24 protein-coding genes are annotated in these 20,175 nt (G+C 67.4%); 20 read left to right on the top strand and 4 right to left on the bottom strand.

The genetic code is table 11. From position 1 onward, the window contains the following. The first annotated feature begins 24 nt into the window (after positions 1-24). Genes PO768_RS02945 through PO768_RS02930 form a run of 4 tightly spaced genes read left to right on the top strand, consistent with a single transcriptional unit; the run spans position 25 to position 1,660 of the window. Entirely contained in the window at positions 25-396 is a 372-nt protein-coding gene (locus PO768_RS02945; protein ID WP_262969817.1) for an ankyrin repeat domain-containing protein, read from the top strand. Further along, complete coding sequence (locus PO768_RS02940) at positions 393-755, top strand: VOC family protein (RefSeq protein ID WP_272644817.1); 363 nt, start codon at positions 393-395, stop codon at positions 753-755. Before PO768_RS02945 ends, PO768_RS02940 begins: the two co-directional genes overlap by 4 nt. A gap of 8 nt (positions 756-763) precedes the next feature. Further along, complete coding sequence (locus PO768_RS02935; protein WP_137944548.1) at positions 764-1,183, top strand: hypothetical protein; 420 nt, start codon at positions 764-766, stop codon at positions 1,181-1,183. 12 nt (positions 1,184-1,195) lie between these two features. After that, positions 1,196-1,660: a DUF6152 family protein gene (locus PO768_RS02930; protein ID WP_137944549.1), complete on the top strand. Its 465-nt coding sequence runs from the start codon at positions 1,196-1,198 to the stop codon at positions 1,658-1,660. A gap of 17 nt (positions 1,661-1,677) precedes the next feature. On the opposite strand, the gene PO768_RS02925 is transcribed toward PO768_RS02930, so the two are convergent. Next, positions 1,678-2,544 (bottom strand): HDOD domain-containing protein, encoded by an 867-nt coding sequence (locus PO768_RS02925; RefSeq protein ID WP_137944550.1) that lies wholly within the window; start codon positions 2,542-2,544, stop codon positions 1,678-1,680. Between the two features lie 159 nt (positions 2,545-2,703). Between PO768_RS02925 and PO768_RS02920 the strand changes: the two genes are divergently transcribed. Genes PO768_RS02920 through PO768_RS02905 form a run of 4 tightly spaced genes read left to right on the top strand, consistent with a single transcriptional unit; the run spans position 2,704 to position 5,933 of the window. Next, positions 2,704-3,363 (top strand): transglutaminase-like cysteine peptidase, encoded by a 660-nt coding sequence (locus PO768_RS02920; protein ID WP_137944551.1) that lies wholly within the window; start codon positions 2,704-2,706, stop codon positions 3,361-3,363. A 25-nt stretch (positions 3,364-3,388) separates the two neighbouring features. Then, positions 3,389-5,299 (top strand): bifunctional diguanylate cyclase/phosphodiesterase, encoded by a 1,911-nt coding sequence (locus PO768_RS02915; protein ID WP_171018388.1) that lies wholly within the window; start codon positions 3,389-3,391, stop codon positions 5,297-5,299. 44 nt (positions 5,300-5,343) lie between these two features. Next, complete coding sequence (locus PO768_RS02910) at positions 5,344-5,616, top strand: YlcI/YnfO family protein (protein WP_272644816.1); 273 nt, start codon at positions 5,344-5,346, stop codon at positions 5,614-5,616. Next, complete coding sequence (locus PO768_RS02905) at positions 5,616-5,933, top strand: type II toxin-antitoxin system RelE/ParE family toxin (protein ID WP_272644815.1); 318 nt, start codon at positions 5,616-5,618, stop codon at positions 5,931-5,933. The genes PO768_RS02910 and PO768_RS02905 overlap by 1 nt, the downstream gene beginning before the upstream one ends. Positions 5,934-5,935: 2 nt before the next feature. On the opposite strand, the gene PO768_RS02900 is transcribed toward PO768_RS02905, so the two are convergent. Beyond that, complete coding sequence (locus tag PO768_RS02900; RefSeq protein ID WP_272644814.1) at positions 5,936-6,496, bottom strand: NUDIX hydrolase; 561 nt, start codon at positions 6,494-6,496, stop codon at positions 5,936-5,938. Positions 6,497-6,535: 39 nt separating this feature from the next. Between PO768_RS02900 and maiA the strand changes: the two genes are divergently transcribed. Both maiA and pgeF read left to right on the top strand, forming a co-directional pair. Beyond that, on the top strand, positions 6,536-7,171 hold the full coding sequence (maiA, locus tag PO768_RS02895; RefSeq protein WP_272644813.1) for a maleylacetoacetate isomerase: 636 nt from the start codon (positions 6,536-6,538) through the stop codon (positions 7,169-7,171). Beyond that, positions 7,168-7,938 (top strand): peptidoglycan editing factor PgeF, encoded by a 771-nt coding sequence (gene pgeF / locus PO768_RS02890; RefSeq protein ID WP_272644812.1) that lies wholly within the window; start codon positions 7,168-7,170, stop codon positions 7,936-7,938. Before maiA ends, pgeF begins: the two co-directional genes overlap by 4 nt. Here pgeF and PO768_RS02885 read toward each other — a convergent pair. Next, positions 7,867-8,139, bottom strand: coding sequence for a hypothetical protein (locus PO768_RS02885; RefSeq protein ID WP_262969805.1), 273 nt, complete (start codon positions 8,137-8,139; stop codon positions 7,867-7,869). The genes pgeF and PO768_RS02885 overlap by 72 nt on opposite strands. Positions 8,140-8,252: 113 nt before the next feature. On the opposite strand from PO768_RS02885, the gene phaC reads away from it, so the two are divergent. The 3 genes from phaC (at position 8,253) to phbB (ending at position 12,047) form a co-directional block, all read left to right on the top strand. Further along, on the top strand, positions 8,253-9,950 hold the full coding sequence (gene phaC / locus PO768_RS02880) for a class I poly(R)-hydroxyalkanoic acid synthase (RefSeq protein WP_442953165.1): 1,698 nt from the start codon (positions 8,253-8,255) through the stop codon (positions 9,948-9,950). Positions 9,951-9,990: 40 nt separating this feature from the next. After that, positions 9,991-11,172 (top strand): acetyl-CoA C-acetyltransferase, encoded by a 1,182-nt coding sequence (locus PO768_RS02875; RefSeq protein WP_262969804.1) that lies wholly within the window; start codon positions 9,991-9,993, stop codon positions 11,170-11,172. 134 nt (positions 11,173-11,306) lie between these two features. Next, positions 11,307-12,047, top strand: coding sequence for an acetoacetyl-CoA reductase (gene phbB / locus PO768_RS02870; protein WP_262969803.1), 741 nt, complete (start codon positions 11,307-11,309; stop codon positions 12,045-12,047). An 81-nt stretch (positions 12,048-12,128) separates the two neighbouring features. Here the strand turns inward: phbB and PO768_RS02865 are convergent, their stop codons facing one another. Further along, entirely contained in the window at positions 12,129-12,935 is an 807-nt protein-coding gene (locus PO768_RS02865) for an IclR family transcriptional regulator domain-containing protein (RefSeq protein ID WP_272644811.1), read from the bottom strand. A gap of 70 nt (positions 12,936-13,005) precedes the next feature. Between PO768_RS02865 and PO768_RS02860 the strand changes: the two genes are divergently transcribed. From PO768_RS02860 to glnA, 7 genes are all read left to right on the top strand, one after another. After that, positions 13,006-13,818 carry a TIGR00266 family protein gene (locus PO768_RS02860; RefSeq protein WP_272644810.1) on the top strand — a complete coding sequence of 271 codons (813 nt, stop codon included), beginning with the start codon at positions 13,006-13,008 and terminating at the stop codon, positions 13,816-13,818. A gap of 128 nt (positions 13,819-13,946) precedes the next feature. Continuing rightward, on the top strand, positions 13,947-14,909 hold the full coding sequence (locus PO768_RS02855; RefSeq protein ID WP_272644841.1) for a YncE family protein: 963 nt from the start codon (positions 13,947-13,949) through the stop codon (positions 14,907-14,909). Then, a complete protein-coding gene (locus PO768_RS02850) occupies positions 14,906-15,703 on the top strand; it encodes a polysaccharide deacetylase family protein (protein ID WP_272644809.1) in 798 nt (265 codons plus the stop codon). Before PO768_RS02855 ends, PO768_RS02850 begins: the two co-directional genes overlap by 4 nt. Next, entirely contained in the window at positions 15,703-16,665 is a 963-nt protein-coding gene (locus PO768_RS02845) for a sterol desaturase family protein (protein WP_272644808.1), read from the top strand. Before PO768_RS02850 ends, PO768_RS02845 begins: the two co-directional genes overlap by 1 nt. Positions 16,666-16,714: 49 nt before the next feature. Continuing rightward, positions 16,715-17,596: an EI24 domain-containing protein gene (locus PO768_RS02840; RefSeq protein WP_272644807.1), complete on the top strand. Its 882-nt coding sequence runs from the start codon at positions 16,715-16,717 to the stop codon at positions 17,594-17,596. After that, on the top strand, positions 17,593-18,399 hold the full coding sequence (locus PO768_RS02835; protein WP_272644806.1) for a competence/damage-inducible protein A: 807 nt from the start codon (positions 17,593-17,595) through the stop codon (positions 18,397-18,399). The genes PO768_RS02840 and PO768_RS02835 overlap by 4 nt, the downstream gene beginning before the upstream one ends. A 252-nt stretch (positions 18,400-18,651) precedes the next feature. After that, complete coding sequence (gene glnA, locus PO768_RS02830) at positions 18,652-20,067, top strand: type I glutamate--ammonia ligase (protein WP_262969798.1); 1,416 nt, start codon at positions 18,652-18,654, stop codon at positions 20,065-20,067. The last annotated feature ends 108 nt before the right edge of the window (positions 20,068-20,175 follow it).

Here is a 20,175-nt window from a genome sequence, read left to right as displayed (position 1 = left end):
GACGGCACAGCAGGGGAGACAGCCATGTCAGGCGGAGACTGGAAGGAGATGTTTGCTGCGGCGGTCGATGGCGATATCGAGCTGCTGCGCTACCACCTGCGCGCGGGCGTCGATCCGAACTATCAGCACCCGGAGTTCATGAGCACGCCGCTGGTGGCCAGCATCCTGGCCGGCCAGCAGGACGCGGCGGCCCTGCTGCTGGACTACGGCGCCGACCGGCAGCTGCTGTCCGAGACCGATGGCATGACGCCGCTGCAGGCGGCCCGCCACCGGGGCAGCGCCGAGCTGCTTCGCTTGATCGACCCGCAGGCCGAGCTTGCACCGCCGCAGGCCGGCTTCTGGCGGCGCTGGCTGCAGGCCCTGCATTCCCCGCGTCAACGGAGCATCAGCCCATGAGGCTCGCCGCCGTGCGCGTTTTTGTGCGCGATCTGGTCTCGGCCCAGCTCTTCTATCAGCAGACGCTGGGCTTCAAGCTGAAGCATGGTGATGCCGGCGCCGGCTATTGCGTCTTCGATGCCGGGTCGGCGGATCTGGTGCTGGAGAGCGTGGCGAGCGACGCGCCGGAGCAGGCCCTGGTGGGCCGCTTCACCGGTCTGTCCTTTGTGGCTGCCGACATCCGCGCCCGCCATGCCGCGCTGAGCGCGGCGGGGGTGCCCTTCAGCGGCGCACCCGAGCAGCAGCCCTGGGGCGGCTGGCTTGCCACCCTGGTGGATCCGGCCGGCAACCAGCTGCAGCTGGTCCAGTACCCCGGCTGAGTCGCGCCGTGCTGGACGGCCTGGCTTCCCACCCCTGGGCCTATCCGGCGCTGGAGGCCGTGCACATCGTCGGCATCGCGATGCTGTTCGGCGGGCTGCTGGTGTTCGAGCTGCGGGCGCTGGGCCTGGCGCGCGAGCTGCCGGCGGCGGCGCTGGCGCGGCTGACCCTGCTGCCGGCCCTGTTCGGTTTCGGTCTGTGCGCCGCCACCGGGCTGACCATGTTCGCGACCCAGCCGCAGGAGCTGCTGGCCAATCCGGCCTTCCGTCTCAAGCTGCTGCTGATCTGCCTGGCCGGCGGCAATGCGGCCTTTTTCCATGCCCGCAGCGGCGTGTCGGCAGATGACGGGCTGGCCAGGCTGCAATGCCTGCTGTCACTGGGGTTTTGGATGGCTGTCATCATCTGCGGCCGATGGATTGCTTATGCTTGAAGGAGATGCGCGATGGACCGACGACTTGTGCTGACCGCCGGACTGGGCCTGACCCTGCCGGCCTGGGCCCACCATGGCTGGAGCAGCTTCGACCAGGAGCGCCCGCTTTATCTCGAAGGCCGCGCGACCCAGGTGATGTGGCGCAATCCGCATGGCGAGCTGGTGCTGGAGCTGCCCGAGAAGCCGCTGCTGCCGGCCGATCTGAAGCAGCGCGTGCTGCCCAGACAAAGCGCGGCGGTGGACGGCCCGGCCCTGCTCGCCAAAGCCCAGCTGCCGACCCGGCGCGACCGCCAATGGCAGATTGAGCTGGCGCCGCTGACCCGGCTGGCGGCCTGGGGGGTCGAGGAGATCAAGCCCGGCGCGACCGTGGGTGTGCTGGGCTTCACCTTCAGCGGCGAGAAGGGCGAGGCGATCCTGCGCGCCGAGTATCTGTTCCTCGGCGACAAGGTCTACGGCCTGCGCTCCTCGCCGGCCTGAGCGTTCAGGGTCTAGGTTTAAGCCTCGTCCAGCAGCGGCCGCAGCAGCTCGTCCCATTGCTCGACCTCGTCCAGGCCGATCTGCAGCCAGTCGAGCGCGGCGGCATGGTTGACGGCCCAGTCCAGGTCTTCGGGCAGGGCCTCGTGGCGGCGCATCAGGTGCTCGGCCACCAGGCCGGCCGCCACCAGGGTATGGACGTCGGGGTCGATGCCGGCGTGGCCCAGTGACTCGAAGTCATGGTGCAGCCGGATCGCCGACATCAGCTCCGGCGCCATATTCCAGGCCCGTATCACCAGCGCGCCGACCACCGCATGGTCGGTCTTGTGGTTGGCGTTCTCGGTGGCGATATAGGGGCGGTCGATGCGGGCGGCCGCCTCCACCATGGTCGAGCCATAGCCGCGCACGCTTTGCAGCAGCACCGGCATGCCTACATGGCAGAACAGCCCGTAGGTGTGGGCCATATCGGGCGACAGCCCGGCCAGCTGGCGGGCGATGAAGGCCATCGCGACCGCGCGCTTGCTGGAGCGCTCCCAGAAGCGCAGCAGATGAGGGCTGTTGACCGGGATGGTGTTGCGCAGCAGAAAGCCCGTCATCACCGCCGCGGTCTCGTCGAGTCCGATGCGGTTCATTGCTTGCCCTACGGTGGTGCAGGGCAGACCGCCAGGCTCCTTGTAGACCGGGCTGTTGGCGCGCTTGAGCAGGGTGGCCGACATCGCGACATCGCTGGCCGCGATCCGGGCCACCTCGTTGAGGTCGGGTTCGGCATGGGCCATCGCGGCCTGCAGCCGCTGCAGCAGCTCCGGACAGGGCGGAATATGGATCTGGCGCAGCGGGCCATTGCGGCGGGCGCTGTCCAGTTCTTGACGTATCGATTGGGAATTCATAAGCGCAAGACGCGCAACAAGCGCGTCTGCCGAGGATTGTTGCCGCTGATTATCCGGGCTGCACGGCCGCAGGTGGCGGCGCAGGCGAGGGCGCACGGTAAAGTGCAACGAAGTATGGCCCAGGCCAAAGCCCAGAACCTCCACCGTCGGCGCGCTCCCATGCAGGAATACCGCTTGGCGGTCTTTGCAGGGGCGCTGCTGGCTGCTTGCCTGGCGCTGAGTCCGACGCCCGGGCTGCAGGCCTGGGAGGCCGAACGCGTGCTGGCCGGCGCGGCGCGCTTCGGTCCGCGCACGCTGGCGGCCGCCCGCGAGCTGCAGCAGCTGGTCGAGCGCAGTGGCAGCCTCGACGAGGGCCTGCGGCTCAAGCCCATCAACGACTTCTTCAACCAGCGCATCGCCTTTCGCGAGGACCGCGACATCTGGGCCAGGCCCGATTACTGGGCCAGCCCGCTGGAGACCCTGGACCGCGGCCAGGGCGACTGCGAGGACTATGCGATCGCCAAGTATTTCAGCCTGCTGGCCGCCGGCGTGCCGGAGGCGCGGCTGCGCCTGGTCTATGTGCGGGCGATGCTGGACGGTCGACCGCAGGCCCATATGGTGCTGGCCTACTATGCCCAGCCCGAGGCCGAGCCGCTGATTCTGGACAATCTGCAGACCGAGGTGCGACCGGCCTCGCAGCGCGCCGATCTGGCGCCGGTGTTCAGCTTCAACAGCGAAGGCCTGTGGCAGGGGGTGGGCAGCGCCAGCTCGGGCAGCGCCGTCGCACGCTTGTCGATCTGGAGGGACGCCTTGGCGAAGATCAGGGCGGAGGGGTTCTAATGATGCAAACAAAATGGATGCGGCCATGTCGCTGATTCGTCAAGTCTGGTTCCTGGTCCTGGGTGTGGTGCTGGCGTCGGTGCTGGGCAGCATGGCGGTGTCCGCCATCGGCATGCGGGCCCTGCTGCAAACCCAGCTGCAGTTGAAGAACAGCGACAACGCCGCCGCACTGGCGCTGGCCTTGTCACAGCAGGGGGGGGACGCCCAGCTGATGTCGCTGCTGGTCTCGGCCCAGTTCGACACCGGTCACTACCAGAGCCTGCGCTGGCTGGCTGCGGACGGCAGCGTGGCCTTCGAGCGCACCGCGCCCGGCCGCAGCAGCAAGGCGCCGGCCTGGTTCGTCGCGCTGACGCCGATCGACACGCAGCCCGGTGTGGCCAAGGTCTCGAATGGCTGGAACGCGGTGGGCTCGGTCGAAGTGCGCAGCCAGTCGGCCTATGCCCATGACGAGTTGTGGCGCGCCAGCCTGCGCATGATGGGGCTGATGGCCGGTGTCGGCCTGCTGGCCGGCCTGGCCGCGTTCTGGGTGCTGGGACGCATCCGCCGGCCGCTGGACAACGCCGTGACCCAGGCCGAGGCCCTGGTGGCCGGCCAGTACACCCAGGTCGACGAGCCCCGCGAGCCCGAGCTGCGGCGCCTGAGCCGGGCGATGAACACCATGGTGGAGCGGGTCCGGCAGATGTTCGAGGCCCAGTCCAGTCAGCTCGAGGTCTTGCGTGTGCAAGCCCATTGCGACGCGCTGACCGGCATGAGCACGCGCACCCATTTCCTGGCCGAGCTGGACTCGGCGCTGACCCGCGACGAAGGCCCGGTCAGGGCCGGCCTGGTGCTGCTGCGGCTGCGCGATCTGGCCGGCCTGAACCAGCGTCTGGGCCGGGCGGCGGTGGACCAGTTGCTGGTGGCGATGGCGCATGCGGTGCAGGTCTATCCGGAGCGCGTCAAGGGCTGCCTGGCCGGGCGGCTGAACGGGGCCGATTTCGCGCTCTGGCTGCCGGCCCCCGATGTCGTCGGCGATACCGCCAAGGCGCTGGCCGATGCCTTGCAGGCCAGCCTGCCGGCTTTCGGCGCCGGGGTGCAGGTGGCGCTGGGTGCCGTCGAGCTGGCGCGCGAGCGCCCGTCCAGCGACTGGTTTGGCGCCGCCGACGCGGCGCTGGCGCGGGCCGAGGGCCGGCCGGGCTTTGTCGTCGAGGTGCTGGCGCCGTCGGCCGAGGCGCAGATCCAGGGCGAGCGCGCCTGGCGTGCGCAGATCTCGGAGGCCTTGCGCGAGCGCCGCGGCCGGCTGGCCGAGTACCCGGTGCTGGACAAGCAGGGTCAGGTCTTGCATCTGGAATGCCCGCTGCAGCTGCGCCTGGTGGCCGACGGCCCGTTCGAGAGCGCGGCGCGCTGGCTGCCGCTGGCAGTGCGCAGCCGGCTGACGGCCGAGATCGATCTGCAGGCGGTGGCGCTGGCGCTGGAGGCCATCGTGCTGGATGGCCGGGCGCGCTGCGTCAATGTCGCGCCGAGCTCGCTGCTGGACGGCGGCTTCGTCGCGCGCCTGCGCGAGCAGGTCTTCCAGTCGCCGCAGGCGGCCCGCAAGCTGGGGCTGGAGCTGGCCGAGGGCGCGGCCATCCAGCATTTCGAGCTTCTGCAGGAGATGGGCCGCCAGCTGCGCCCGCTGGGCGTCAAGCTGGGGCTGGAGCATGCCGGTGCCGGGCTGGCCCAGGTGGACCGGCTCTATCAGGCCGGGCTGGACTATGTGAAGCTGGATGCCGCCGTGGTGGCCGGTGTGTCCGGCGACGCCGCCCGCGCCGCCTTTGTGCGCGGCATGGTCATCATGCTGCGCAGCCTGGCGCTGAAGGTCTATGCCGAGGGGGTGGTCGACGGCATGGATGTGCAGGCGCTGTGGGACTGCGAGCTCGATGGCGTGACCGGGCCCTGGGCGACGGCGCAGACTTGAACCGGTTTTGCTAGACTGGCGCGTCGCAACTGCAACGCGCCATCATGAAAACCGCCACATTCCCCTCCTTGCGCGTCGAGCCCGAACTGCGCGACGCTGCCGAGAGCGTGCTGCGGGAGGGCGAGACGCTGACCGGCCTGATCGAGACCTCGGTGCGCGAGGCCATCCATCGCCGCCGCGCGCAGGACGAGTTCATCGCACGAGGCCTGCGGTCCGGCGAGGAGGCCAGGCGCAGCGGCGAGTACCACTCGGCCGACTCCGTCGTCGCCGAACTGCAGGGCATGCTCGATGAGCGGCGCAAGAAGGTATTGGGCTGATGCCGGGATTCGAGGTCCGCTTCACGGCGGCGGCCCGAGCGGATCTGCAGCGCCTGTATGCCTTTTTGCTGGATCGTGCGCAGACGCTTGAAGACTTCGACGCTGCCCAGCGTGTGATCGATGCGATTGCCGCCGCAGCGCAGACCCAGCTCGGCCGTGCGCCCTTCATCTACCGCAAGGCCGATCAGAGCCCCTTTCTGCGCGAGTTGATCGTTCCCCTGCACAGCGCCGGCTATGTCTTGCTGTACGAGATCGACGCTCAGAGCCGCGTCAATATCCTGGCCGTGCGGCATCAGCGCGAAGATGACTACTACTGATCTCAGCCGATATCGGCGCTGTGCAGCGCAAAGGGCCGGCCCAGCCGGCGGTCTTCGAAGAAGCGCCGCAACGTCTCGCGCACGGTGCGAAAGGCCAGTGCGTCCCAGGGCACCTCATGCTCATGGAACAGCCGGGCCTCCAGCGTCTCGGGGCCGGGATTGAATTCGGGCGAGAGCAGGCGGGCGCGGTAGTAGAGATGGATCTGGCCGACCGAGACCACATTCATCAGGCTGTAGAGCGGCTGCAACTCGATCTGCGCGCCGGCTTCCTCATCGGTCTCGCGCAAGGCGCCCTCGGCGGCCGTCTCGCCCAGCTCCAGAAAACCGGCCGGCAGGGTCCACAGACCGTAGCGCGGTTCGATCGCGCGCTTGCACAGCAGCACCTGTCCGTCCGGCCCCTCGCCCCAGACGGGCAGGGTGCCGACCACATTGATCGGGTTCTCGTAGTGCACGGTGGCGCAGGCCGTGCAAGTGGCGCGCTCGCGGTTGTCGTCGGCGGGCACGCGGTACTCGACCGCCTGGCCGCAGCTGGGGCAATGTTTGAAGCGTCGGGGAAGCCACATGCGTTTCAGTGTAGCCGGGCGCAATGGCATCATCCGCCCATGGAACTCTTCAACTACTTCCGCTCCTCGGCCTCCTGGCGCGTGCGCATCGCGCTGGCGATCAAAGGCCTGGACTATGACTACCGCGCGGTCCATCTGGTCAGGAACGAGCAACAGCAGGAACCCTATGCCAGCGCCTCGGTGTCCGGCCTGGTGCCGCTGCTCAAGGATGGCGACGCGCTGCTGAGCCAGTCGCTGGCCATCATCGAATACCTGGACGAGACCCACCCCGAGCCGCCGCTGCTGCCGCCCGACGCCCTGGGCCGTGCCCGGGTGCGGGCGCTGGCCCAGGACATCGCCTGCGAGATCCATCCGCTGAACAATCTGCGCGTGCTGCGCTACCTGGTCAGGGACATGGGCCTGGACGAGGACCAGAAGAGCCGCTGGATGCGCCACTGGATCGAGAGCGGGCTGGCCGTGGTCGAGCGGCGCTTGCAGCAAGGCGCCGGACAGTTCTGCCATGGTGACACACCGGGCCTGGCCGACTGCGTGCTGGTGCCGCAGATCTTCAATGCCCAGCGCTTCGACTGCAAGCTCGACCATGTGCCCGAGGTGATGCGTATCCATGCCAACTGCATGGCGCATGAGGCTTTTGCCAAGACAGAACCCTCGGCCTGCCCGGACGCTCAGGCATGACGATTCACGAGGACTGGCTGCGGCCCGACTGGGGTGTGGATCATGTGCGGGCCTTCATGACCACGCGCGCCGGCGGTGTCAGCCAGGGCGCTTGCGCCAGCATGAATGTGGGGCTGTCGGTCGGTGACGATCCGGCGGCGGTGGCGCACAACAAGGGCCTGATCGAACAGGCGCTGGGCGCCCCGGCGCGCTTTGTCTGGCAGGTGCACGGCGCGGCGGTGCTGCGCTTGCGGCCCGAGCACGCGCAGCCGGCCGCACAGCGGATGCAGGCCGATGCCATCGTCAGCACGATGCCGGGCCTGGGTCTCGCGATCCAGGCGGCCGACTGTCTGCCGGTGCTTTTTGCGGCGCCCGGTGGCGTCGGTGGTGCCCATGCCGGCTGGCGCGGGCTCTCGGCCGGCGTGCTGGAGAACACCGTGGCCGCGCTTTGCGAGGAGGCCCACTGCGCGCCGCAGCAGATCCATGCCTGGATGGGGGCTTGCATCGGCCCGGCGGCCTTCGAGGTCGGCGAGGATGTGCTGCAGGCCTTTGGCGCGACGCCCTCAGACCTCGATCCGGCGCTGTTCCGCTATCAGGCCAATGAGCAGGGCGAGCCGCGCTGGCGCGCCGATCTGGTGGCGCTGGCGCGGCGGCGTCTGCAGGCGGCGGGCCTGATGCACATCAGCGGCGGGCACTGGTGCACCCATGGCGATGCCTCACGGTTTTTCTCCTTCCGCCGCAGCCGGCTCGACGGTCGCATGGCCGCCGTGATCCGGCTGCTCGGCTGAGGGGGGCTCGGCGGCCTCGGCCCGGCGCCGCGCCGCGCGCCTTGCCGGCGTGCCCAGCAGATACATCACGATGCTGATCGGCAGTGCGCCGTAGAGCACAAAGGTGACGATGGCACCCAGCACCGTGCCCTGGCTGCTGGTGGCCTCGGCCAGGGCCATCATCAACGCAACATAGAGCCAGGCGATTGCAACCAGATACATGGCAAGTCATCAGAAGGTAAGTTGACAAGGGTACAACATGGGTACGCCCGGCTGTGGCAAGCTTCTTGCCTGAGTCGAGACGAACAGGGCCACTCCGGCCCCAGAGGAGACACATGAAGCGCAAGCCCAGCCCTGCCGAGGCCCCAGGCCCGGATGTCAATGCCTTCGCCCCTGCCGATATGGCGGCCGGCCTCGGCGAGATGTGGAAGACGGTGGCGGGTCTGCAGATCCCGATGGAGGCCCTCAGTGGTCTGCAGGCCGACTATCTGAAGCAGGCCACCGAGCTCTGGAACGCCTCGCTGCACGGCGCCAAGCTGCCCGCACCGGCGGACCGGCGCTTTGCTGGCGAGGCCTGGAGCGCCAACCCGGCCGGCAGCTTCGTCGCCCAGCTTTATCTGCTGAACGCCCGCACCTTGCAGCAGATGGCCGACAAGGTCGAGGGTGACGAGAAGACCAAGGCGCGCATCCGCTTCGCCGTCCAGCAATGGGTGGACGCCGCCTCGCCCAGCAACTATCTGGCGCTCAATCCCGAGGCGCTGCGCCTGGCGCTGGACAGCAAGGGCGAGAGTATCGCCAAGGGCATGCAGCAGCTGTGGGGGGATGTGCAGCGCGGCCACCTGTCGCAGACCGACGAGAGCGCCTTCGAGGTGGGCCGCAATGTGGCCACCAGTGAGGGCAGCGTGGTGTTCGAGAACGAGTTCTTCCAGCTGCTGGAATACAAGCCGCTGACGGCCCAGGTGTTCGAGCGACCGCTCCTGATGGTGCCGCCCTGCATCAACAAGTACTACATCCTCGATCTGCAACCCGAGAACTCGCTGATCCGCTATGCGGTGGAGCAGGGCCATCGGGTTTTCGTGGTCAGCTGGCGCAACCCAGACGAGAGTTGCAAGAGCTGGACCTGGGACGACTATATCGAGCAGGCTGCGATCAAGGCGATCTCGGTGGTGCAGGAGATCAGCGGCGCCGAGACCACCGATACGCTGGGCTTCTGTGTCGGCGGCACGATTTTGTCGACCGCGCTGGCGGTGCTGGCCGCCCGCGGCGAGCAGCCGGCGGCCAGCGTGACCCTGCTGACTACCTTGATCGACTTTTCCAGCAACGGCATCCTTGATCTGTTTGTCGACGAGGGCTCGGTGCAGCTGCGCGAGATGACCATAGGCCCGGCCTCACCCAAGGGCCCGGGGCTGCTGAAGGGTCAGGAGCTGGCCACCACCTTCAGCTTTCTGCGCCCCAACGACCTGGTCTGGAACTATGTGGTGGGCAACTACCTGAAGGGCGAGGCGCCGCCGCCCTTTGATCTGCTGTACTGGAACGGCGACTCGACCAATCTGCCCGGCCCGATGTATTGCTGGTATCTGCGCCACACCTATCTGCAAAACGAGCTGCGCATTCCGGGCCGGCTGAGCGTCTGCGGCGAAAAGCTGGACCTCGGCCTGATCGAGGCGCCGGTCTATATCTACGGCTCGCGCGAGGACCATATCGTGCCCTGGGACAGCGCCTACCGCAGCACCCAGGTGCTCAAGGGCAAGAAGCGCTTCGTGCTGGGCGCTTCGGGCCATATCGCCGGTGTGATCAACCCGCCGGCCAAGAAAAAGCGCAGCCACTGGATAGGCAAGACAGCGGCCCTGCCGGCCACTGCCGAGCAGTGGATGGAGACGGCGGTCGAGCATGCCGGCAGCTGGTGGCCCGACTGGGCGGCCTGGCTGGCCGGCCATGCCGGCGCCAAGAAGGCCGCGCCCAAGACCCCCGGCGGCAAGGGCTACAAGGCCATCGAGCCGGCGCCCGGCCGCTACGTCAAACAAAAAGCCTGATCGAACACAGGCCTCATCCTCACTTTCACCGGAGAAGACAATGACTGAAGACATCGTGATCGTCGCCGCGGCCCGTACCGCCATCGGCAAGTTCGGCGGCAGCCTGGCCAAGACCGCGGCGCCGGATCTGGGTGCGGCGGTGGTCAAGGACCTGCTGCGCCGCGCCAAGCTGGAGGCCGGCCAGATCAGCGAGCTGATCCTGGGCCAGGTGCTGACCGCCGGCTCGGGCCAGAACCCCGCGCGCCAGACCGTCATCAAGGCCGGCCTGCCGCACGGCGTGCCGGCCTTCACGATCAACAAGGTCTGCGGCTCGGGCCTGAAGGCCGTGATGCTGGCCGCGCAGGCGATCCGTGATGGCGACAGCGAGATCGTCATCGCCGGTGGCCAGGAGAGCATGAGCCTGGCGCCGCATGTGCTGCCCGGCTCGCGCGAGGGCCAGCGCATGGGTGACTGGAAGCTGATCGACACCATGATCGTCGACGGCCTGTGGGACGTCTACAACCAGTACCACATGGGCATCACGGCCGAGAACGTCGCCAAGGCCCACGGCATCAGCCGCGAGCAGCAGGACGCGCTGGCGCTGGGCTCGCAGCAGAAGGCCGCCGCCGCGCAGGACGCCGGCCGCTTCAAGGACGAGATCGTGCCGGTGCTGATTCCGCAGAAGAAGGGCGATGCACTGGTGTTCGACGCCGACGAGTTCATCAACCGCAAGAGCAATGCCGAAGCGCTGGCCGGCCTGCGCCCCGCCTTCGACAAGGCCGGCAGCGTGACCGCCGGCAATGCCTCGGGCCTGAACGACGGCGCCGCCGGCCTGGTGATCATGAGTGCCAAGAAGGCTGCCGCGCTGGGCCTGACCCCGCTGGCCCGCATCGCCTCCTATGCCAGCGCCGGTCTGGACCCGGCCGTGATGGGCATGGGCCCGGTGCCGGCCGCGCAGAAGGCGCTGGCCCGCGCCGGCTGGAAGCCGCAGGACCTGGACCTGCTGGAGATCAACGAGGCCTTCGCGGCCCAGGCCTGCGCCGTTCATCAGGAGATGGGCTGGGACACCGGCAAGGTCAATGTCAACGGCGGTGCGATCGCGCTGGGCCATCCGATCGGCGCCTCCGGCGCCCGCATCCTGGTGACCTTGCTGCACGAGATGCAGCGGCGCGATGCGAAGAAAGGCATCGCCTCGCTGTGCATCGGCGGCGGCATGGGTGTGGCGCTGACCGTCGAGCGCTGAATGAGTAAGGGCGAACCCGCTTGACCCTGGACGGGGCTTGGCGGAGCCTAGGGACGCGTCTTCTTCGAAGCAGAGACAAGGCCTTTCCGGGCGCGTAGGACGCGGCGCCGAAGGAAGGCGTGAAGGAGATTCATATGAGCGATAAAAAAGTGGCCTACGTGACCGGCGGCATGGGTGGCATCGGCACCGCGATGTGCCAGCGCCTTCACAAGGAAGGCTTTACCGTGATCGCCGGTTGCGGCCCGAGCCGGGATTACGACAAATGGCTGACCGAGCAGGCCGCGCTGGGCTACAAGTTCTATGCCTCGGTCGGCAATGTCGGTGACTGGGATTCCACGGTCGCCGCCTTCGACAAGGTCAAGGCCGAGCACGGCACGGTCGATGTGCTGGTCAACAACGCGGGCATCACCCGCGACGGCATGTTCCGCAAGATGAGCAAGGCCGATTGGGACGCGGTGATGAACACCAATCTGGACAGCATGTTCAATGTCACCAAGCAGGTGATCGAGGGCATGCTGGACAAGGGCTGGGGCCGCATCATCAATATCTCCTCGGTCAACGGCGAGAAGGGCCAGTTCGGCCAGACCAACTACTCGGCGGCCAAGGCCGGCATGCACGGCTTCACGATGGCACTGGCGCAGGAAGTGGCCAGCAAGGGCGTGACGGTCAACACCGTCAGCCCGGGCTATATCGGCACCGATATGGTCAAGGCCATCAAGCCCGAGGTGCTGGAGAAGATCGTCGCGACGATTCCGATCAAGCGCCTGGGCACGCCGGAAGAAATTGCCGCCATCGTCGCCTGGCTGGCTGGCGAAGACTCCGGTTTCACCACCGGTGCCGACTTCAGCTGCAACGGTGGATTGCATATGGGGTGAGATGGGACCAAGCCGAGTCCTGAGGACTCGGCGACGCCCATCGAACGCCGAGCCGCGTCTCGCGCGGCTCGGCCGGGGAAATCACCCCGCCCGCAACTGCAACAACCTCGAAATCCCCTGCGCCGCCTCCAGCAGCCGGGGCAGGCAGCTCGCCAGCATGGTGTCGGGCGGCGTGCGGTTGACCTGGCCGCTGACGTTGAGCGCCGCGATGGCGCGGCCGCTGCGGTCGACGATGGGCGCGGCCAGCGACACCAGGCCTTCTTCGAGTTCCTGATTCACCAGACACCAGCCCTGTTCGCGCGCGGCGGCGATGCGCTCGCGCAACTCGTCCAGATGCATCACGGTGCGGCCGGTATGGGCCTGCAGCTGCACGCCGCTCAGATGCGCCTCGAGATCCTCGGCGCTCATCGAGGCCAGCAACACCCGCCCCATCGAGGTGCACCAGGCCGGCAGCCGGCTGCCCAGGCCCAGATTGATGCTCATGATCTTGCGCGCCGGCACCCGCAGCACATAGACGATGTCCTGACCCTCCAGCACGGCGGCCGAGCAGCTTTCCTTCAGATCGGCCACCAGGTTCTGCATCACCGGCTCGGCAAACTGCCACAGCGGCTGCGAGGACAGATAGGCAAAGCCCAGGTCGAGGATCTTGGGCGTCAGCGAAAACAGGCGGCCGTCGCTGCGCACATAGCCCAGGGTCTCCAGGGTCAGCAGGATGCGGCGCGCGCCGGCGCGGGTCAGGCCGCAGCGCTTGGCCACCTCGGTGAGGGTCTGGCGCGGTGCCTCGGCGCTGAAGGCGCGGATCACAGACAGTCCGCGGGCGAAGGATTGCACATAGCTGTCGCCGGGCTTGAGGTCCGGCAAGGCGGCGGCGGTGGGGGCTTCCGTCATGGGGCGCAGTATAGGCATGGCAAGTTTGGTTACGATCTCGCCCGTTTTGTTCTGTTTTCAGGAGTTGGCAATGGCAATGGATGTGGTGGATTACGAGATCAAGGGCAGCGAGATGCAGTTCGTCGAGGTCGAGCTCGACCCGGGCGAGGCCGCGATCGGTGAGGCCGGCAGCATGATGTTCATGGACGCCGGCATCGCGATGGACACGGTGTTCGGCGACGGCTCCGCCCAGCAGGGCGGTTTCTTCGGCAAGCTGCTGGGCGCCGGCAAGCGCCTGGTGACCGGCGACTCGCTGTTCACCACCATCTACACCAACAACGCCGGCGCCAAGCAGCGCGTCGCCTTTGCCGCCCCCTATCCGGGCAAGATCCTGCCGATGGATCTGAGCAAGATGGGCGGCACGCTGATCTGCCAGAAGGACGCCTTTCTGTGCGCGGCGCGCGGCGTCTCGCTGGGCATCGCGATCCAGCAAAAACTCAGCACCGGCTTTTTCGGCGGCGAGGGCTTCATCATGCAGAAGCTCGAGGGCGACGGCCTGGCCTTTGTCCATGCTGGCGGCACCTGCCTGCGCCGTACGCTGGCGCCGGGCCAGACCCTGATGGTGGACACCGGCTGCGTCGTGGCCTACACACCCAGCGTCAACTTCGAGATCCAGTACGTCGGCAAGATCAAGACGGCGCTGTTCGGTGGCGAGGGCCTGTTCCTGGCCAAGCTCAGCGGCCCCGGCGAGGTCTGGCTGCAAAGCCTGCCCTTCTCGCGCCTGGCCTCGCGCATCTTCGCTGCCGCGCCGCAGAACGGCGGTCGCCGTGAGGAAGGGTCCTTGCTGACCGGCGTGGCTGGAGCCGGTCTATTGGGCGGTCTTTTGGGTGGTGACGACGAATAAGCCTTCGTTTCCCGGTCCTACACTCAAGGCAGTGCTCGCACTGCCTTTTGTTTTTTCGGCTGCGGGCGAACGCTATCCAAGGACTCTCGATGCGAACCCCTTTCTGGCCGCGCGCTGCGGCCGCCTTGATGCTTGTGCTCATGGCTGCCGGGGTGCAGGCCAGCACCGGCAGCAAGCCGATCTTTGTGCTCAATTCGCTGGACGCGGACATCAGCGTGATCGACCCGGTCAGCTTCACCCAGATCAAGCGCATCCCCACCGGCAAGGAGCCGCATCATCTCTATCTGAGCCCGGACGAGAAGTCCCTGGTGGTGGCCAATGCGCTGGGCGATTCGCTGACCTTTGTCGACCCGCGTACGGCCGAGGTGCAGCGTGTGCTGCGCGACATTCCCGACCCCTACCACCTGCGTTTCTCGCCGGACATGAAGTGGCTGGTCACGACCGCGAACCGGCTCGACCATGTGGCGCTGTACCGCTGGCTGCCGAGCAATGCGGCGGCGCCGCTGCAGCTGGTCAAGCGCATCGAGGCGCCTAAGATCCCCAGCCATCTCGCTATCGACAGCCGCAGCCGCGTGGTCTATGTGAGCCTGCAGGGCAGCGACGAGCTGCTGGCCATCGACCTGGCGACGCAGACGCCGCGCTGGAAGATCAAGGTCGGCAAGATGCCGGCCGATGTCTATCTGACGCCGGACGACAAGCACCTGCTGGTAGCGCTGACCGGCGATATGCTGGTCGAGGTCTACAAGGTCAGCGGCCCTCAGCCGCAGCTGGTGCGCCGCATCGTGACCGGCAAGGGCGCCCATTCCTTCCGCGCGCTGGGCGATGGCCGCCATGTGCTGGTCAGCAACCGCGCGGCCAACACCATCAGCAAGATCGCACTGGCCGATTTCAGCGTGGTCGGCGAGCTGCCCGGCCCGGGCGGGCCGGACGATATGGATGTGTCGGCCGACGGCAAGACCCTGCTGTTCACCTCGCGCTGGGCGCGCAAGCTGACCCTGGTCGATATCGAGCGTCGCCAGGTGCTGCGCCAGGTCAAGGTGGGCCGCTCGCCGCATGGCGTCTGGACCCTGGATCACGCGCCCCGGCAATGAAGATCCAATGGCTGGGGCTCCTGCTGCTGGCGGCGCTGCCGGCCCAGGCCTGCCAGAGCGGCGAGAAGCCGGTCTATCTGACTTTCGATACCGGCCATATGGGTGTCGCACCGCTGCTGGCCTCGCTGATCAAGAAGCACGAGCTGCGGCTGAGCTTCTTCCTCGCCAACGAGCCGACGCTGGACGGCGGTGCCAGCCTGGACGCGCAATGGGCGCCCTGGTGGCGCGCGCGTGCCGCCGAGGGTCATGACTTCGGCTCCCACACCTGGGACCACGACATCTGGCTGAAGGACCTGGCGCCGCTGAAGGGCGAGGCACGCTTTCGCTTCCGTACCGTGGCCGGGCAGCAGACGCCCCGGGTGCGCGAGCTGACGGCTGCGCAGTACTGCGAGGCGTTGAAACAGCCGGCGCGGCGCTTTGCCGAGATGACGGGGCGGCCGATGGCGCCGCTGTTCCGCGCCCCCGGCGGCAAGACCTCGCCGGCCCTGCTGGCGGCGGCCAAGGCCTGCGGTTTCGAGCATGTGGGCTGGAGCGCGGCCGGTTTCCTGGGCGACGAGCTGCCCAGCGACCGCTATCCGAATGCGCAGCTGCTGGCCAAGGCGCTGCGCGAGATCCGGCCCGGCGACATCCTGCTGGCCCATCTGGGCATCTGGTCGCGCCAGGAGGCCTGGGCGCCGGCGGTGCTGGAGCCGCTGGTGCTGGGGCTCAAGCAGCGCGGCTTCTGCTTCGCGCCGCTGCGCGAGCATCCCCGCTATGCCCCGCTGATGGCGGCGCAGACTGCCAAGAGGCCTTGATGGACTGGCTGGTCGACACCTTCGGGCTGGCCCAGCAGCTGCTGTTCGAGCACTGGGTCCAGCCGCTGCTGTTCGGGCTGGGCTTCGGCGATCTGCTGGAAGACGGCTATGCGGCGACCGGCTGGCTGCTGGTGGGGCTGGCGCAGATCGTCGTGATGCTGACCCTGCTGCGCGCGCTGGAGCGTTGGCGGCCGGTCGAGGCGCAGACCGACCGCGCGGCGCGGCGGGTCGATGTGATCTACACCTTGATCCATCGCCTGGGCCTGTTCAGGGTCGCGATGTTCTTCGCGATCGACCCGCTGTGGGACGCGCTGGCCGGCACGCTGCGCATGGCCGGTGTGCCGAGCTTCCAGCTCGATGCGGTCTGGCCCGGCGTCAGCGACATCCCCTGGGTCAGCTTCTGCCTCTATCTGCTGGTGTTCGACTTCGTCAACTACTGGCTGCACCGCGCCCAGCATCAGTTCGGCTGGTGGTGGCAGCTGCATGCGCTGCACCACAGCCAGCGCCAGATGAGCTTGTGGAGCGATAACCGCAACCATCTGCTCGACGATGTGCTGATCGACTCGGCCTTTGTGCTGCTGGCCCGCTTCATCGGCGTGGAGCCGGGTCAGTTCGTCGCGCTGGTGGCGTTGTCGCAGCTGCTGGAGAGCCTGCAGCATGCCAATGTGCGGCTGTGGTTCGGGCCGGTGCTGGAGCGGCTGCTGGTGAGCCCGCGCTTTCACCGCCGCCATCACGCGATCGGCATCGGCCATGAGTCGGCCGGCCGGGGCACGCTGGGCGGCTGCAATTTCGCGGTGCTGCTGCCGGTCTGGGATCAGCTGTTCGGCACCGCCGACTTCCAGCTGCGCTATGACCCCACCGGCATTCGCGACCAGCTGGTCGAGGAGGGCGGGCGCGACTACGGGCGCGGCTGCTGGGCCCAGCAATGGCTGGGGCTCAAGCGCCTTCTGGGGCGCGGCTGAAACCGCCCGGGTATGCTTGGCGCCCATTGCCAACAGAAGAGGGATGACGATGGTCAACACGATGGGCCGCCTTGGTGATGCCTTCTGGCGCGCCGCCGCCTATTGCCTGCATCCGCGCGTGATCGCGCTGTCGCTGCTGCCGCTGCTGATCGCGGCGAGCACCACCGTGGGCCTGGCCTATTTCTTCTGGGAGGCGGCGGTCGCCGGCGTGCGCGGCACGCTGGAATCCTGGCTGCTGATCGAGAGCCTGCTGCGCTGGCTGGACAGCATGGGGGGCGAGGGCTTTCGCAGCGTGGTCGCACCGCTTTTGGTGATCGTGATGGCGGTGCCGGTGGTGCTGATCTTCAGCCTGCTGCTGGTGGCGCTGTTGATGACGCCGTCCATCGTGACCCTGGTGGCCGAGCGGCGCTTCCCCACCCTGGAGCGCAAGCGCGGCTCGGCCTGGTGGCAGGGCCTGCTGTGGTCGCTGCTGTGCTCGGCCGGCGCGCTGCTGCTGCTGTTCCTGAGCATGCCCTTCTGGCTGATCCCGCCGCTGGTGCTGGTGCTGCCGCCGTTGATCTGGGGCTGGCTGACCTACCGCGTGTTCGCCTTCGATGTGCTGGCCGAGCATGCCTCGGCCGAGGAGCGCAAGCAGCTGATGCGCGAGCACCGCCTGCCGCTGCTGAGCATGGGCGTGATCAGCGGCTATCTGGGCGCCGCGCCCTCGCTGATCTGGGCGGTCAGCATGATGGCCGTGGTGCTGGCGCCCTTCCTGGTGCTGCTGACGGTCTGGCTCTACACCTTGATCTTCGCGTTCTCGACGCTGTGGTTCGCCCATTACGCGCTGAACGCGCTGGCCGAGTTGCGAGCCCGTACCGTCGTCGTCCCTGAAGCGCCGCCCGTGCTGGAAGAATTGCCATCCCCGCCCACCCTGCTGCCGCCCGCCCTATGAATATCGGTCTGATCATCGTTGGTGACGAAATCCTGTCCGGCAAGCGCCAGGACAAGCACCTGGCCAAGTTCATCGAGATCCTGGCCGCGCGCGGCCTCTCGCTGTCCTGGGCCGAGTATGTCGGCGACGACCGCGAGCGCCTGACGGCCAGCCTGGCCCGCGCCTTCGCCAGCGGCGATCTGGTGGTGTCGTGCGGTGGCATCGGCGCCACGCCCGATGACCACAGCCGCCAGGCGGCCGCTGCGGCCCTGGGTCGCGAACTGGTCCTGCACCCCGAGGCCAGGGAGCTGATCTGGCAGCGCATCAGCGAGATGGCGGCCGAGCAGGGCACGAGCGCCGACCCCGAGCATCCCGACAGCCTGCGCCGCTTCCAGATGGGCGTGTTCCCGGCGGGGGCGGCCATCATCCCCAACCCCTTCAACAAGATTCCGGGCTTTTATGTCGGCACGGTCTACTTCGTGCCCGGCTTCCCGGTGATGGCACACCCGATGATGGAGTGGGTGCTGGATCAGCGTCACGCCGATCTGCACCGCGCCAGCGGCATCAGCGAACGCTCGCTGATCGTGCAGGGCGCGATGGAGGCGGCGCTGACCCCGCTGATGGAGCGCATCGAGGCCGACTTTGCCGGCATCAAGGTCTTCAGCCTGCCCAGCGTCGACCATCCGCAGTGGGGCCGGCATATCGAGCTGGGCGTCAAGGCCGGCCCGGAGCAGGAGCCCGAGCGGCTGGTACAGGCCTATGCCGCGCTGAAGCAGGGGCTGATCCAATTTGGTGCTGTGATAAGCACTGAAATGGTGCGATAGTCGGTGCGGGCTTGCTCTGTTTTGGTGCTTGGTGCGCGCCTGTCGCCCGACCGGCGGTGTGTCCTCAAGGGCGTCAGCGCTGGGCCGGCCGATAATGCCCCGGCCACTCGGTGATGCACCGAGCTGGCGCTCGCTGCTCACCGACTTGGCACGCAAACTGCTTAGTTAGAAACGCACGCGCCGAGGCGCTCGCCGAATTCGTTCGATACCCGTACCACCTGTACAAAGCTTTCCGCTAGCTAGGAGTGATTGATGGCCAAGACCGTCGCCGATGTGATCCAGATGGTGAAGGACAACGAAGTCAAGTTCGTTGACTTCCGCTTCACCGACACCCGTGGCAAAGAGCAGCATGTGTCTGTGCCCGTGTCGCATTTCGATGAGGACAAGTTTGTCTCCGGTCACGCCTTCGACGGTTCGTCGATCGCCGGCTGGAAGGGCATCGAAGCCTCCGACATGCTGCTGATGCCCGATCCGGACACCGCCAATATCGATCCCTTCTTCGAAGAGCCGACGCTTATCCTGTCCTGCGACGTGGTCGACCCGGCCGACGGCAAGGCCTATGAGCGCGACCCGCGTTCGCTGGCCAAGCGCGCCGAAGCCTATCTGAAGTCCTCCGGCCTGGGCGATACCGCCTACTTCGGCCCCGAGCCCGAGTTCTTCATCTTCGACTCGATCCGCTGGGGCAATGACATGTCCGGCTGCTTCTACAAGATCGAATCCGAAGAAGCCGCCTGGAACACCGGCAAGGAATACGAGCACGGCAACACCGGCTACCGTCCCACCGTCAAGGGCGGCTACTTCCCGGTGCCCCCGGTCGACGCCGGCCAGGACATGCGCTCGGAAATGTGCCTGATCCTCGAGCAACTGGGCATCCCGGTCGAGGTGCACCACCATGAAGTGGCCAACGCCGGCCAGATGGAAATCGGTACCAAGTTCAGCACGCTGACCAAGCGCGCCGACTGGCTGCAGCTGCAGAAGTACGTGATCACCAATGTCGCCCATGCCTATGGCAAGACCGCGACCTTCATGCCCAAGCCCATCGTCGGCGACAACGGCTCCGGCATGCATGTGCACCAGTCGATCTGGAAGGACGGCAAGAACCTGTTCGCCGGCGACGGCTATGCCGGCCTGAGCGAGTTCGCGCTGTTCTATATCGGCGGCATCATCAAGCATGCCCGCGCGCTGAACGCGATCACCAACCCCGGCACCAACAGCTACAAGCGCCTGGTCCCCGGCTTCGAAGCCCCTGTGAAGCTGGCCTACTCGGCCAAGAACCGCTCGGCCTCGATCCGCATCCCCTATGTCGCGAACCCCAAGGGCCGCCGCATCGAGGCGCGCTTCCCCGATCCTTCGGCCAACCCCTATCTGTGCTTTGCCGCACTGATGATGGCCGGCCTGGACGGCGTCGAGAACAAGATCCACCCGGGCGAAGCCGCCACCAAGGATCTCTACCATCTGCCGCCGGAAGAAGACGCGAAGATCCCGACCGTCTGCCACAGCCTGGATCAGGCGCTCGAGTATCTGGACAAGGACCGTGCCTTCCTGACCAAGGGCGGCGTGTTCACCGACTCCTTCATCGATGCCTATATCGACCTGAAGATGCAGGAAGTGACCCGCTTCCGCATGGCCACGCACCCGGTCGAGTACGACATGTACTACTCGCTGTGATGTCCATGGGCGGCGAGCGTGCACCCCACGCGACGCTGCCCGGGTCAGCGAACAAGGGACGGCCGTGGCCGTCCCTTGTGCTTTGTGAAACCCGCGCCCGGCATGAGC

Origin of the sequence: Paucibacter sp. XJ19-41, from assembly GCF_028462495.1 — a bacterium.
GTDB lineage: Bacteria > Pseudomonadota > Gammaproteobacteria > Burkholderiales > Burkholderiaceae_C > Roseateles_E.
This window is presented reverse-complemented; position numbering and strand designations above follow the sequence as displayed.

Bases quoted from the DNA above. Each gene is read 5' to 3' on its own strand.
- PO768_RS02840 (WP_272644807.1), top strand. From the start codon at position 16,715: ATGGTCAACACGATGGGCCGCCTTGGTGATGCCTTCTGGCGCGCCGCC.
- PO768_RS02920 (WP_137944551.1), top strand. From the start codon at position 2,704: ATGCAGGAATACCGCTTGGCGGTCTTTGCAGGGGCGCTGCTGGCTGCT.
- glnA (WP_262969798.1), top strand. From the start codon at position 18,652: ATGGCCAAGACCGTCGCCGATGTGATCCAGATGGTGAAGGACAACGAA.
- PO768_RS02865 (WP_272644811.1), bottom strand. From the start codon at position 12,935: ATGACGGAAGCCCCCACCGCCGCCGCCTTGCCGGACCTCAAGCCCGGC.
- PO768_RS02940 (WP_272644817.1), top strand. From the start codon at position 393: ATGAGGCTCGCCGCCGTGCGCGTTTTTGTGCGCGATCTGGTCTCGGCC.
- maiA (WP_272644813.1), top strand. From the start codon at position 6,536: ATGGAACTCTTCAACTACTTCCGCTCCTCGGCCTCCTGGCGCGTGCGC.
- PO768_RS02850 (WP_272644809.1), top strand. From the start codon at position 14,906: ATGAAGATCCAATGGCTGGGGCTCCTGCTGCTGGCGGCGCTGCCGGCC.
- PO768_RS02885 (WP_262969805.1), bottom strand. From the start codon at position 8,139: ATGTATCTGGTTGCAATCGCCTGGCTCTATGTTGCGTTGATGATGGCC.
- PO768_RS02915 (WP_171018388.1), top strand. From the start codon at position 3,389: ATGTCGCTGATTCGTCAAGTCTGGTTCCTGGTCCTGGGTGTGGTGCTG.
- PO768_RS02835 (WP_272644806.1), top strand. From the start codon at position 17,593: ATGAATATCGGTCTGATCATCGTTGGTGACGAAATCCTGTCCGGCAAG.
- PO768_RS02900 (WP_272644814.1), bottom strand. From the start codon at position 6,496: ATGTGGCTTCCCCGACGCTTCAAACATTGCCCCAGCTGCGGCCAGGCG.
- phaC (WP_442953165.1), top strand. From the start codon at position 8,253: ATGAAGCGCAAGCCCAGCCCTGCCGAGGCCCCAGGCCCGGATGTCAAT.
- PO768_RS02845 (WP_272644808.1), top strand. From the start codon at position 15,703: ATGGACTGGCTGGTCGACACCTTCGGGCTGGCCCAGCAGCTGCTGTTC.
- PO768_RS02905 (WP_272644815.1), top strand. From the start codon at position 5,616: ATGCCGGGATTCGAGGTCCGCTTCACGGCGGCGGCCCGAGCGGATCTG.
- PO768_RS02855 (WP_272644841.1), top strand. From the start codon at position 13,947: ATGCTTGTGCTCATGGCTGCCGGGGTGCAGGCCAGCACCGGCAGCAAG.
- PO768_RS02910 (WP_272644816.1), top strand. From the start codon at position 5,344: ATGAAAACCGCCACATTCCCCTCCTTGCGCGTCGAGCCCGAACTGCGC.
- PO768_RS02925 (WP_137944550.1), bottom strand. From the start codon at position 2,544: ATGAATTCCCAATCGATACGTCAAGAACTGGACAGCGCCCGCCGCAAT.
- PO768_RS02875 (WP_262969804.1), top strand. From the start codon at position 9,991: ATGACTGAAGACATCGTGATCGTCGCCGCGGCCCGTACCGCCATCGGC.
- PO768_RS02930 (WP_137944549.1), top strand. From the start codon at position 1,196: ATGGACCGACGACTTGTGCTGACCGCCGGACTGGGCCTGACCCTGCCG.
- PO768_RS02945 (WP_262969817.1), top strand. From the start codon at position 25: ATGTCAGGCGGAGACTGGAAGGAGATGTTTGCTGCGGCGGTCGATGGC.
- phbB (WP_262969803.1), top strand. From the start codon at position 11,307: ATGAGCGATAAAAAAGTGGCCTACGTGACCGGCGGCATGGGTGGCATC.
- PO768_RS02860 (WP_272644810.1), top strand. From the start codon at position 13,006: ATGGCAATGGATGTGGTGGATTACGAGATCAAGGGCAGCGAGATGCAG.
- pgeF (WP_272644812.1), top strand. From the start codon at position 7,168: ATGACGATTCACGAGGACTGGCTGCGGCCCGACTGGGGTGTGGATCAT.